Origin of the sequence: Methylomonas sp. LL1 (assembly GCF_015711015.1) — a bacterium.
GTDB lineage: Bacteria > Pseudomonadota > Gammaproteobacteria > Methylococcales > Methylomonadaceae > Methylomonas.
Genome location: NZ_CP064653.1, coordinates 4399522 through 4412075, shown reverse-complemented (window position 1 = coordinate 4412075; position 12554 = coordinate 4399522). Strand labels below are relative to the sequence as shown.

Here is a 12554-nt window from a genome sequence, read left to right as displayed (position 1 = left end):
AAAACCGCCAGTACTTTGCGGGCATTCGAGTGACCTTCTTTAGATACTTTCTCTTTGACCAAGCACAAATTCGCCGGGAATGAATTTGAACAGCTTACGGTTGGCCGAAAGGGTGAAAACCATGACCGGTTGTCGAAGATACCTGCCCTCCGACGCAAGAGCCAATTCCTACGCTATCCGTCGCGATAACCACATAAAATCACGTTCATTACCGCAAGGATTGAACCTCATCATCCTCAAACCACCCCGTCCCCAAGATTGCCGCCCGCCTTGCGGTTCTAAAAACCTCTAGCCAACAACACATCAAATACCGCACGGTTTTTGACTTTGCCACTCATCCTTCTCCATACTGACAGCTTCATTTGTTCTAACCTAAGCTTTCTCGGCCGGAACAACCCCAAAACTCAGGAGCTAACTCTTGCCAAGCACTAGCGATAACAACATGATCATGAAAGGCGTGGCTTATCAACACGGAATCAGCGCGGGCGACGTCGACATTGAACACATCAGCGATGCCATCAAGCAGCCAGATAGTTTTATCTGGCTGGGTTTACGTGAACCAAACCCGCAATTGCTGGCCAAAATACAAGACGTCTTCGGATTGCATGAACTGGCGGTGGAAGATGCCCACTCCGCCCATCAACGGCCAAAAATCGAGGAATATGGTGATTCGCTGTTTATCGTCTTGCATACCGCCATCTTGGTTAATGAAGGTATTGAATTTGGCGAAACCCATTTTTTCGTCGGTAATCATTTTCTGGTGACGGTCCGCCACGGTGCCTCGTTAAGCCACAGCAAGGTGCGGGCGCGCTGTGAAGCCTTGCCGCATCAAATGGCCAAAGGGCCCGGCTTTGCACTGTATGCCATCATGGACTTCATCGTCGATAACTACATGCCGATACTGGATGGCTTGCAGTTGCGTTTTGATGCGTTGGAATCGGCCATCTTCACCCATCACCCCAGCCGGCAAACCATGGAAGGCCTGTACGAATTGAAACGCGAATTGATTCAAATGCAGGGCGTCATTATGCCGGTAACCGATATTTGCAACGTATTGATGCACTCGAATGAGATCAACATCCCGATGGATGTACGCCTGTATTTTCGGGACATTGCCGACCACATCACCCGCATCGATCGGGCGATCGACGGCATGCGCGAAATGTTGATCGCCGCGATGCAGGTACATCTGACCTTCGAAACCGTCAGACAAAACGAAGTGGTCAAACGCTTGGCCGGCTGGGGCGCGATCCTGGCGATTCCCACCATGTTGTTCAGCCTCTACGGCATGAACTTCAGACATATGCCGGAATTGGATTGGGAATACAGCTATCCTCTAGTCGTAATCGGCGTGTTGATAGGTAGTTTGTTGCTGTATTGGCGACTGAGGCGGGCGGGCTGGTTGTAGAAGTTGAACGAGGGATTCCGGTTGGCCATAAGACTATAGGCCGGCACTGAATACCCGCACCTGATTTCGCCCGCAAGCCTTGCTGCGATACAGGGCCTGATCGGCGCGAATCAGCACGCCATCGGGATCAACATCGCCGATATTGAGCGCGGCGACGCCTATGCTGACGGTTATTCCGATACGTTGCCCGCCGGTTTGCAGTGGCGCCTGTTCTAGGCATTGACGTAAACGTTCGGCAAAGGAACGGGCGGCGGTCAGGTCGGTATCCGCCATCAATATGGCAAACTCCTCCCCGCCCATCCGGCCGATTCGGTCAATTTTTCGCACTTCCTGCCGCATCAATCCGGCAAAATGTTTGAGCAACTCGTCGCCAATCGCATGACCGTATTGGTCGTTGATCAGCTTGAAATGATCCAGATCGAGCATCAACACCGAGGCCTGATGGCTATCGTAGCGCTGCATGCGCGATAACTCTTCCTCCAGCCGGGTCATGAAATAACGGCGATTGTATAGTCCGGTCAAGGGATCGGTGGTTGCCATCTCCAGCAGTTCGGCTTCCATGCGTTTGCGTTCGCTAATATCCTGCTTGACCCCAACGAAATGTTGAATGATGCCGTTTTCATCCGGCACCGGCGCAATGGTCAGCTCCTCATGATACAGCTCGCCATTTTTGCGCCGGTTGATCAACTCGCCATGCCAGGACTTACCGCTACGTATGCCTTTCCACATGGCCTCATAAAAAGCCGAATCCTGGCAACCGGACTTGATCAACTCAGCCGGCCTTTGCCCTTCCGTTTCCTCAAGCGTATAGCCGGTTAACGTGGCAAAGGCCGGATTGGCCCATTCGATTCGCGCCTCGGTGTCAGTCAGGATCACGCCCAGACTCACAGCCTCGAGCGCGGTCACCAGCAACCTGTCGCGGGCTTCGGCCTGCTTGCGATGGCTGATGTCCTGGTGAATCCCCACGGCCCGTATGGCGCGTCCTTCGCTATCTCGTTCCATGACCCGGCCGGTACTGTAAATCCAGACCCAATGCCCGTCCTTATGCCGCAGCCGGTACTCGCTTTCGTACTGGGCGGTTTTTCCCTGCAAGTGAGGTTCCAGCGCAGCCTTGACTCTCGCACTATCGTCAGGGTGCACCAGTCCCTCCCAAGTCGACAATTCTGGCGCTAACTCCGATGGTTCGTAACCCAGCATTTGAGCCCAATAGACATTGAAGACCATCCGGCCACTGGCAACATGCATATCCCAAAGCCCGAGCTTGGCGCCGTCCAGGGCCAATGCCATCCGCATTTCCGAATCATGCAGCCGCGCCTCCAAGGCTGCTCGACTCAGCGCATAGCGAATCGTCCGCACCAAACCGTCATCGTCAAACCGGCCCTTGACCAGATAATCCTGAGCTCCCTGCGCCAACGCTTGCAATGCGAATTCGTTATCGTCGTAACCGGTCAGCACGATGATAGGCAAGGCAACCAGCCATTGCCTCAGGCTGTGTAAGCTTTCCAGCCCTTGAGAATCGGGTAGAGACAAATCCAGCAGCATTAAATCAGGCAAACGCTGTTGGCAATGCTGCCTGGCTTCGGCAAGACTACCGACCCAATCCAGCTCTATCGGGAAAACACGGGACGACGCTCTTAGCGCCAGCCTGACCAGGTTCGCATCGGCGGGATCGTCCTCCACCAACAAAATCCGGCAAGGCACGTCACTTTTCATAGTCATTCTTTTTTCGGCAGCCGGGTCAAGGTAAACCAATAGCTGTCCAGTTGTCGGATCGCATCGATGAATTGCTCGATGTCGACCGGTTTGGTGATATAGCTGGCGGCGCCCAGCTTATAAGAGGCAACGATGTCGCGTTCGACTTCCGAAGTCGTCAACACCACCACCGGTATCGTTGCCAGCGCGTCATCGGCCTTGATGGCGGCCAAAAACTCGCGACCGTTCATGCGCGGCATGTTGAGGTCCAGCAGAATCAAGTCAGGACGCGGTACCTGCTTATATTGCTCGCCTTCCCGCCGCAAAAACGCCAGGGCCTCGACTCCATCGATAGCATGGTGCAACCGGCACCAGACCTTGTTTTCTCGAATCGCCATCTTGATCAGATGCGCATCCGAAAGCTCATCCTCCACCAACAAAATGTCAAATGGGGGAGTATTGTCATGTATCACGTTGTTCTCCATCGGGCAGTTCGAACACGACACAGGTGCCGCCCCGCGGTAAATGTTTAAAGCCTATCCTGCCATGGCGGCTTTCGACGATACGCCTGGCAATCGCCAAACCGATACCGGTGCCGCTATCGGCCGTGCGCGGCCCCAGCCGCTCGAAAATCTCGAACACCCGCGTCTGGTACTTAGCAGGAATACCCGGGCCATTATCGCTGATAAAAAAGCGGCTGACATGTCCTTCGCGTTGGCCGCCGAGAATGATATGCAGAGGATTTCGGCTCTCGGCCGGCACCCCATGCCGAAGAGTATTATCCAAAATCAGGCTGAACAGGTCGGCCAAGCGGGGACGGTCCAGCATTACCGGCGGTAATTCCTCGACAGTCAGCGTAGCGCCTAGCGCCTGAAGTTTGGCCGCCATTTTTCTACTTATTTCCGCCATAATGGCCCGGCTGTCCAATAATCGCACTTCGCCACGCGGCTCGGCGGCTGACAGATAGCGTTGAATATCGAGAATCAAGCTGCGCAACAACAGTGCATCGCCTTCCAACGTGGACAGATCGATAAGAACTTCCTCGTCCCCGGCGGCGTCCGGATAAGCGGACAAACGCTTTTTCAAGCGTTGGGTATAGCTGGCAAACCGCCGGGTCGGCTCCATCAAATGATGGGCGGACACTTCGGCGAACCGCGTCAGATCGGCGTTGCGCGCCTCCAGGGCGCTTTGCATGAATTTGCGCTCGGTGATGTCGATACAGGAACCGATATAACCGGCAAAATGGCCTTCATGGTCGAAACGCGGAATACCGTTATCCAACAACCAGCGGTATTCGCCATCATGCCGCTTCAGCCGGTACTCCATGCTAAACGGCTGCCGGTTATCGAAATGGCCGATATAAATATCCAGGCAATGCTGCAAATCATCCGGATGCACGCCTTCGGCCCAGCCATTGCCGAATTCCTGATCCAGAGTACGGCCAGTGAAATCCAGCCAAACCTTGTTGAACCAAAAGCACAGCTTATCGGTACCTGACACCCAGATCAATACCGGCGCCGAATCGGCCATCAATCGAAAGCGGCTTTCGCTGTCGCGCAATTCCTCAGTCATTTGCCTGGCCAACAGCAAGGCACGGCCGCGGCCGTTGACCAACTGCCAGGTCAACACGGTCAACAGCAAACTCATCAACAAGCCGATCCCCGCCACTAACCGGGGTTTATCATGCGGCAACCTTGACTGAAAATCACTGCCGGCACGCACCACCAATGTCCAACCATGGCCGCCGATGTCAAGGCGTTGAATAGTATTCAGCCATTGACTTTCAGGCTCTGAAACCGGCTGGCCGTACATCAGGCTTTGTTCGCCGATGCCATCGCCATCGTAAATTGCCAGGGCCAAATCGCCGGAACGCTCGCCGCCCACGCCCGCTATGAAATCATTGATCCGAAACGGCGAGTAGACCCAGCCCAGCAGGTTTTCGCGCCGTTGTTGTTCGCTGTCGTGAGGTAGACCGGTTTTATAGACCGGCAAATAAAGCAAAAAACCGGCCTGCACATCCCTATCGCTTTCCTGAACTAACGTCACCTTGCCGCTCATGCCTATGCCGTTATAATCGCGGGCATATGCCATGGCGCGGTTGCGCACCGGTTCGGTAAACATGTCGTAGCCGAAAGCACGCAAATTGCTGCCCTCGAACGGTTCCAGATAGATAATCGAGGTATAAATCTCGCGCTCGCCGTCGGGGTGAAGGTTGTAATCGGCAAAACCCTGTTTGTGGATCGTGGCCAGATGTTTTGCTTTGTCGGCCGCCGGAATCAGCAACGAAAAACCGACGCCCTGTATGCCCGGATAATGCCGTTCCAGACGCAAAGCGGCGACATAATCGCGAAACTCGCCGCGGCTGACCGTATCCGAGGCATCAAACAGGCCGCGTGTGCCATATAACATCTGCTGATAAGCCGCCAACCGTTCCTGCATGTTTTCCAACAGCTGCCGTACCCTGAAATCGAAATAAGTCCGGGTTTCGCGCTGCAAATCACGCTGGGCCGAATGCCATGAAGCCACCGTGGCGGCCAGGGTGATGAACAACACCAAAAAGGTCAACCCGTGCGAATACGCCGAGCGGTTCCGACCTTTAGCTGAAGTAGCGATAGTCATGGGCTGCCGCTCGCCGAGTCCGCCACCGCTGTTTGTTCGAGCGGAATGACAAAGATAAAGGTCGAACCCTGACCCTCGCCCGCCGATTCAACCCAAATGCGCCCACCATGGTGCTCGACGATACGCCGGCACAATGCCAGTCCCATGCCGGTCCCTTCGTACCGGCTACGCGCTTGCAGCCGGCTGAAAAACTGAAACAATCTTTGGCTTTGCCCGGCGGCTATGCCTATGCCGTTGTCTTCGATGGCAACCCGCCACTCGAGACCGTTATTAATTTCAGAGTTGACCCTGATCCTCGCCGTGCTCCCCACAGCCTGGTACTTCAGTGCATTGCCGATCAGATTCTGGAACAAGCGGGTCAATTCGTCGCGACTGGCGAAAATTTGCGGCCACTCGCCATGCGGCGTGACCGCCGCGCCGCTTTGTTTGATCACCGGTCCCAGGAAAAACAAGGCCTCGTCCAGCGCCTCCCGGCTGGGAATCGCCGCCTTCGGCTCGGTCTTGCGGCCGACGCGCGAATATTCCAATAACGACACTATCATCGCGTCCATGCGCTTGGCGCCATCCAGTGCAAAATTCAAATTATCGAGATTTTCCTGGTCCATGCTGTCTTTCAAGCCCCGCTCCAATAATTGCAAATGGCCGGCAATGGTTCGTAGCGGCTGGCGCATGTCGTGCGATACGCTGTAGGCGAACTGTTCCAGATCGGCATTGGACCGTTGCAGGGCTTCGGTTTGCCGTTGCAAACGCAGTTCGTCGTCCTTGCGGTTGGTCACGTCGGACACATAGCCGTACCAAAGCACGCTACCGTCCGCCAGCCGTTCCGCCCGCGCGTTGCCCAACAACCAACGCAAGCCGCTTTTAGGCAGGATGACCCGATATTCGTGATGCCATGGCCGCAAGTTTTGCGCCGAGGCCTGAATCGAAGCCCAAACCCCATCGACGTCGTCCGGGTGCAACACCGCAAAGACCGGCGTGGCATCCTCGCGCACTTGCTCCGCACTCACTTCGTAAATCTGCTCTATGCCCGCGCTGGCAAACGGAAAACAGCTGCGTCCATCGGGGTACAGTTGGTATTGATAAATAAAGCCGGGAATCTGCCGAGCCAGATTGTGCAACAGGTCGAAACTGCTCTGCAGCGTAATTTGAAACTGTTTGCGCTCGTTGATATCGCTATGGGTACCTATCATGCGTAACGGCTTGCCGTCCGCCGCGCGTTCCACCACCATGCCGCGCGCCAGTATCCATTTATACTCGCCGTCATTGCAGCGCATTCGAAATTCGACCTGATACAACGCGGTCTTGCCATTCAGATATTCGCGCAAGGTCGCCAACACCATATCGACATCATCGGCATGGATGTGGGCGAACCAGGTATCATAGTCGTTGGCGAACTGATGCGGTTGATAGCCCAGCATCTCAACCCAGCGCGGGGAGAAATAGGTTTTACCGGTCTCGATTTGCCAATCCCAAACCCCATCGCCGGCGCCTTCCAAGGCAAATTTCCACAGTTGTTCGCTGGCCTTGATACGTTGAGATTGATCCTTGATTAATTGCTGCTTGACCGTGAGTTGGCGATTGACCCGCAGCAAGCGCACGCCCAGAAAAACAATCACCAGCGCGGCCCCGCAAGCGCCCATAATTTGCCAGCGGTACAGCTGCCATAAATCGGCAATGGTGATTTCAGGCAACGCATCAAACGGTGAAACTCGCAGGCTGCGCAACACTTCTTCCACCGGCGCGTAGTCGGCCGGAATCACGAAGCCCTGAATCTTGATGGCGGCCGTCAGTGACGGATCATCCTCCAGCGTCAGCAACGCGGCGGTTATCTTGCCGGCCAAGCCAATATCGACATGGGGCATCGCGGCGATGGGCCATTCCGGATACACACGGGTGGATAACAAAGTCGAATACCCGGGTTGGCGTTGTTCATTCAGTATCTTGAAATCCGCCAAATTGATATTGCCTTCCTGCGCCATGGCTTCCAGCACGCCGGAACGGACGAAACCGACATCGGCGCGGCCATCCAAAACGGCGCGAACCACTTTGTCGTGCGGCATGTCGGTGATCAACAGCTTGGCTTCCTGGCTGATGTTCACGCCATGCCGCACCAATTCATAAGCCTGCATTTGGTAGCCGCCGAACGACCCCCTCTCGGTAACCGCAATGGTCTTACCGCGAATATCAGCCAAACGGTTCAAGCCGGCACGATCGGCCTTGGTAAAAATCACCCCGCCGAAACCGGAAATCGGTTTGCCGGATTGATAATTGACTAGTGTGGCCAATGGCGCGGATAAACCATGCCGGTATTTCAGAAAAATATAATAGGCCGGATTGGTGAAAACCAAGTCCAACTGGTTATTAGTTACTGCCCGTCTGAGTTCATGATAATTAAGCGCTTGGATCACAAATTCATGATCCGGCAATTTGCGCTTCAACCCGTCGGCCAATGGCTGCCATTGCCTCTGTGTCTGATCCTTGGGGCGGAACGCCAGCACGCCTATCCTGACCGTTTCTGCGGCCACAGCAATGCCGGAAAAAAATAGCAGTGCCAGCATGGCTGCGAGTAATCTAGGCTTCATGACATCCTGATATTGTCGCCGAAATCGGCCGTGCTGGATTGGCCCGTGACGTGGCAAACCTGTGCACCCTTGGCCAACACTGTCATCGGTAAGGGAACGGTATGCTGGCGACAAACTTCGACTACATTCAATCCGAAACAGTCAGGTAGGGGCAAATCCAACAAAACCGCATACAATTGATTGGCCTGCAAATGCTGTTTGGCCGCCGCCGGTTCGTCTTCCACCAGCAACACACGAGAAATTAAGGCTTCATCTACCACGGAGCTCATCTCAAATAGCAAATGTCGAATTATAAGCGATGCCTTTGGCCTTGGCCGGTTTTTGCGCGGTTCCAGCGGATGTTGTCGTCCCCGTTGAATAATGATTGCGGCGCATACCGCGACTTTGTTTTGATTGCGTTAGCTATAGCGGCCCAATTACATAAACCACAGAAACCGATTACATCCTATTTTCGGGACCACATTAGCTGGGAATATCCAGGCGCCAGGAACCAGATTAAGTGAAAATGGCTACAGCAGCTTTGCTGCTCATACCTTTTTCCTTATAGTACCTTCATGAAGGCTCGGCATCGCCGCTCTTGGGAAAAATGTATAAATAGAGTTGGAACCCGTTTGAATTTTGTTTAAACACACCGCAGGTGTAGGTACGTCGAAGGTTCGAAACCGGCCAATTCCTGACCGTCGATGTTGATTTTTAAATGGCCGGTTTATGTTCGAAATTGCTCTAAATTGAAGTAAGCGACTTGCACGGCTTTTCGTGCAAGCCGTTGGAATGATTATTTAGCGCTATTTTGTCCACAGCTTGTATGCTGCACCTGCCTTAGCTGGAACTGTAGATGGGTCAATTAAGTTAACGAGACCTTTAAAACGATTCTTACAGGAGGCATAATGTTTTATTCGCTCTCCCGCGATTGTCTTTGCATTCGGCAAGTTCAACATGATTTCAACTTCACTTGGTGAAAACCCTTTGACCATCTTTTGATAGTAGGGAACAGCAGCGTTAGACACGCCATACGCATTGCCGATTGCACAAGTGACTACAGTGGTGACGAGCTCCTCTTTTACGGTATCGGGGATCGCTGCCTGTTGCGATAGTTGCAACAAGCGTTCGGCGAACGGCGGCTCGTTGTAGAAATTATCGAATGCCTGGTGAACAGCCATCAATCGTTTAGACGCATTCGACAACAGGGAATGAACTTCATGCTCACCAAGCAGCGCAAGCATACCTAGCTTTTCAAAGAATTGCTGCGATGCTTTATGTCGCTTTTCATCACCCTTGGCAATATAGTCGTGATGCCGATTTATTAAGTCAGATTTTGCCTTCGGGGTGAAGTTAGGTGCAAATTCAGCCGCGATTGAAAGAGAATTAACTCGTGCTTCTTCATTGCTACTCGGATCGCTGAATATTCCATGCAGGGAACCAAAGAGAAGATATTGCTGCGCTTCATGAGTTTTCCCAATTCTTTGCACCCATTGATTCTTCTGCTCAACGGAAAATTTCCCGCCCTTTATTGCCACCATAAAGGCAGCAATATCAACTCCCACAGGGTTATGTTCATTCCCGAGCGCGTACTTTGCACAGCGATTTGCGAAGCCGATGAACTCATGATCATCGATCTTTCCGACTACCGGATGCGCAGCGGAGAAGTTATTTCTTATATCCCGGCAGTGGTCAAGAAAGAAGTAGCCATCCTCCGTAATGAGATTAAGTTTTAAGCAAAGACTGAGAAGCTCAGCATCCTTTAAATCCAACAGCGATTGGTCGTCGAAGTTAGATTTTCCCGTGATTTGTTCAACGACATTTAAGCCAAACCGCTTAACCTTTTCTCGCAGCTCAATTATTGATGAGTTCCAGATGTAGTTGATTGCACTATCAAATAGGCCAGAGGCGACTGCAACGCACATTCGCGCCATACCTTCGGTGCGTAAAGCAGGAGGAATCTTCTTCAATACACCTGGAAGATTGTTCCATGCAGTTTCTATTTCACCCGCAGAAGCAAGAATGTCTCGTGGAACACCAAGTGCGATCGTAAGTTGATCGAGCGCTAGCATGGTGTTTCCGATAATGGCGGGCAACTTCACATCTGTCATACTGATTTCCCTGTGATTGATATAGATTTGGTAGCGCTAACAACAGCTTTAAGGGCCGGACGCCAGGGAGCTGCAAAAAAGGACACCTCCCGCTCCATCCCAAGATGATATTCGTTAGGTGCTCTTTGGGTATCGAGACCGTAGTAGGTTAAATGCCTGTCGAATGATTGGCGTTACCTTCACAACATCATCGTAGTTGTCCTCTGCAAGCTGCTCAGCGAGATACTCATGGGACGTTGTGTTACGGCTATCTAGCATATCCAACCACACCTGCTCATCGTGAAGCCAGCCCAAACGGAAAGCCTCGCGCAAGCTTTCCCGAGAAGTCTGAACGCGTGTCCCTTCATACTGAATTGCACGCCGGAGTGTCTTCCAGAATAACTCGATGGTCATCTCGAACCGATGGATTGTACCCTCTGCAACAAGTTCTCTGTCTTTGGGGATCAGAACAGCGCGTTCGAGGTTTTCTAGCACTTTCTCCAAGTTGTCTAAGCTATCTTGTAGTTTTCGTTTGGACATATATCTCTACTCCTGTTTCTATTATTCTTGCCCTCAATGATGGTGGATTCCTGTCGAAGTGAACCAACGATACCCAGTAGAGCGTGTTTGCTTTATAAGCTGCCGCACGAAGTCTTGCCCACTCCAAGCGACTGATTGCCGGACCGCATACCGCAATGTCGACATCAGAGCGTTCGTCGTGGTCTCCGATAGCACGGGAGCCAAAGAGGATAAGCGACTCGATTACATAATCTGTAGATATGTGCTCAAGAAATTGTCGAGCTGATTCTGGAATATTTGGATGATGTATCATCTTTGCAACCGCTTTTAATGTTCGTTCAGGAGAGGGCTACTCTCAAAACAGGGTCGTGACTGGGTAGAGCAACGCGAAACCCAACAGATGCTCTGAAATTACCGAGTTCTTTTCATGCAAAATGCTTCTTGGATGACAAAATTTATCAGCTTCGAAGTTGGGTTTCATTATCATTCAACCCAGTCTACTTCTGCAAACCCAACATCGGCTTATTATCCCTTTGCGGTCGTTGACATAATTAAAGCAATAGTCTCTTTTGGGTCGGTTTTGCTCCTTCAATTCTGACAGAGCAAGTTCGACCAGAAGCTGTTTATCGATCTCGTTCCAATAATAGTAGGTCAGGACCAAAACGCAGCCGCTTGACGCAGAGCTAACCGAGTGCGGCACGGGAAGCTGAAGAATAAAAACGTAATATAACCGCGCTCCGGTTTAGCGCAATGTTAGGCAGGATCGATGTGTGATTGCAAAACTTGAATCCTTCGCCCATTCATTGTTCACGGTAACGAACAATTGTTTCGGATGAATTCTTCTATCTGATGTATAGATTGTGAGACCGCGATAGCTTGGATTTGCCCATCTCCCGCAAATGACTCCCCAAACTCCATTCCTGTGTGAGACCGGCCCCCTTCGAGCAGAGCCAACCGATTTCCTCTTGCGTCAAGAAATAGTGCGTCGTAGAGCAGGACGGCTCGGCCAGCCCCGAATCCTATAATAAACCGCATTGCGGCGCTACCAGGCTTAACAGCTTTGACTGTCACGTCAATTGATAACTCGGGCGAATGCTTCGGATCGACCACGTTAAACCCCATTGAACGAAGCTTGTTGCCAAGCATTGCATCAAAAATGGTCAGTATTTCCTTACCATAGTCCCGGTTTGAGCTATATTCGGTGTCGGGTGCGTCGTGAACGACATACGAGACACTTTTGAATCGCGAGAAGTCAACTGGCACCGCCGGTTTCTCGACGACACGCGGGGTGACGCAAGAAATCAAAATCAGCGCAGTAACTGCAATGACGGCATACTTTCGCATCGGCATATGATTTTCCCTTCTGTATATCATCGGCGGTAGGAGGTTATGACTGATGATCATCTGACTATTGCCCATTGAATCAGAATGAACGATAGACCGCAACGGGTCGAATACGGTTAATCATTGATCACAATGAGCCAGATAATGCTCGTATTTGTGTACTTTTGTCGCTCTCAGTAAACGTGGCCTCGAAAAACGGTTGTAATCGGTTCCTGTGATTTATGTTATCGGGCCGCTAGATAGCGATTTCTGGCAATAAATATACCCAATCCAAACAATTTACTGAGTGAAACCAAAGTCAAGCGCTCGCTTCGACTCCGC

At 52.2% G+C, this 12554-nt stretch carries 10 protein-coding genes; 1 reads left to right on the top strand and 9 read right to left on the bottom strand.

What is annotated here, in order from left to right; translation table 11 throughout:
- Positions 1 to 442: 442 nt before the first annotated feature.
- The gene (gene corA, locus IVG45_RS20720; RefSeq protein ID WP_442923361.1) at positions 443 to 1408 is read left to right on the top strand and encodes a magnesium/cobalt transporter CorA; all 966 of its coding nucleotides are present in this window, start codon (positions 443 to 445) and stop codon (positions 1406 to 1408) included.
- A gap of 33 nt (positions 1409 to 1441) precedes the next feature.
- Here the strand turns inward: corA and IVG45_RS20715 are convergent, their stop codons facing one another.
- From IVG45_RS20715 to IVG45_RS20675, 9 genes are all read right to left on the bottom strand, one after another.
- Positions 1442 to 3127 carry a diguanylate cyclase gene (locus IVG45_RS20715; protein WP_196435642.1) on the bottom strand — a complete coding sequence of 562 codons (1686 nt, stop codon included), beginning with the start codon at positions 3125 to 3127 and terminating at the stop codon, positions 1442 to 1444.
- A complete protein-coding gene (locus IVG45_RS20710) occupies positions 3124 to 3573 on the bottom strand; it encodes a response regulator (protein WP_196435641.1) in 450 nt (149 codons plus the stop codon). The genes IVG45_RS20715 and IVG45_RS20710 overlap by 4 nt, the downstream gene beginning before the upstream one ends.
- On the bottom strand, positions 3563 to 5719 hold the full coding sequence (locus IVG45_RS20705) for a CHASE domain-containing sensor histidine kinase (protein WP_230874673.1): 2157 nt from the start codon (positions 5717 to 5719) through the stop codon (positions 3563 to 3565). Before IVG45_RS20705 ends, IVG45_RS20710 begins: the two co-directional genes overlap by 11 nt.
- The gene (locus IVG45_RS20700; RefSeq protein WP_196435640.1) at positions 5716 to 8301 is read right to left on the bottom strand and encodes a PhnD/SsuA/transferrin family substrate-binding protein; all 2586 of its coding nucleotides are present in this window, start codon (positions 8299 to 8301) and stop codon (positions 5716 to 5718) included. The genes IVG45_RS20705 and IVG45_RS20700 overlap by 4 nt, the downstream gene beginning before the upstream one ends.
- A complete protein-coding gene (locus IVG45_RS20695) occupies positions 8298 to 8570 on the bottom strand; it encodes a hypothetical protein (RefSeq protein ID WP_196435639.1) in 273 nt (90 codons plus the stop codon). The genes IVG45_RS20700 and IVG45_RS20695 overlap by 4 nt, the downstream gene beginning before the upstream one ends.
- Before the next feature lie 516 nt (positions 8571 to 9086).
- The gene (locus tag IVG45_RS20690) at positions 9087 to 10391 is read right to left on the bottom strand and encodes a hypothetical protein (RefSeq protein WP_196435638.1); all 1305 of its coding nucleotides are present in this window, start codon (positions 10389 to 10391) and stop codon (positions 9087 to 9089) included.
- A 114-nt stretch (positions 10392 to 10505) separates the two neighbouring features.
- Positions 10506 to 10910, bottom strand: coding sequence for an HI0074 family nucleotidyltransferase substrate-binding subunit (locus IVG45_RS20685; RefSeq protein ID WP_196435637.1), 405 nt, complete (start codon positions 10908 to 10910; stop codon positions 10506 to 10508).
- On the bottom strand, positions 10885 to 11202 hold the full coding sequence (locus IVG45_RS23060) for a nucleotidyltransferase family protein (RefSeq protein ID WP_196435636.1): 318 nt from the start codon (positions 11200 to 11202) through the stop codon (positions 10885 to 10887). Before IVG45_RS23060 ends, IVG45_RS20685 begins: the two co-directional genes overlap by 26 nt.
- A 494-nt stretch (positions 11203 to 11696) precedes the next feature.
- On the bottom strand, positions 11697 to 12293 hold the full coding sequence (locus tag IVG45_RS20675; protein WP_196435635.1) for a DUF4410 domain-containing protein: 597 nt from the start codon (positions 12291 to 12293) through the stop codon (positions 11697 to 11699).
- Between the last annotated feature and the right edge of the window lie 261 nt (positions 12294 to 12554).

Coding starts and splice junctions, on each gene's coding strand:
- IVG45_RS20685 (WP_196435637.1), bottom strand. CDS start 10,910: ATGTCCAAACGAAAACTACAAGATAGCTTAGACAACTTGGAGAAAGTG.
- IVG45_RS20695 (WP_196435639.1), bottom strand. CDS start 8,570: ATGAGCTCCGTGGTAGATGAAGCCTTAATTTCTCGTGTGTTGCTGGTG.
- IVG45_RS20700 (WP_196435640.1), bottom strand. CDS start 8,301: ATGAAGCCTAGATTACTCGCAGCCATGCTGGCACTGCTATTTTTTTCC.
- corA (WP_442923361.1), top strand. CDS start 443: ATGATCATGAAAGGCGTGGCTTATCAACACGGAATCAGCGCGGGCGAC.
- IVG45_RS20690 (WP_196435638.1), bottom strand. CDS start 10,391: ATGACAGATGTGAAGTTGCCCGCCATTATCGGAAACACCATGCTAGCG.
- IVG45_RS20675 (WP_196435635.1), bottom strand. CDS start 12,293: ATGATCATCAGTCATAACCTCCTACCGCCGATGATATACAGAAGGGAA.
- IVG45_RS20715 (WP_196435642.1), bottom strand. CDS start 3,127: ATGACTATGAAAAGTGACGTGCCTTGCCGGATTTTGTTGGTGGAGGAC.
- IVG45_RS23060 (WP_196435636.1), bottom strand. CDS start 11,202: ATGATACATCATCCAAATATTCCAGAATCAGCTCGACAATTTCTTGAG.
- IVG45_RS20705 (WP_230874673.1), bottom strand. CDS start 5,719: ATGACTATCGCTACTTCAGCTAAAGGTCGGAACCGCTCGGCGTATTCG.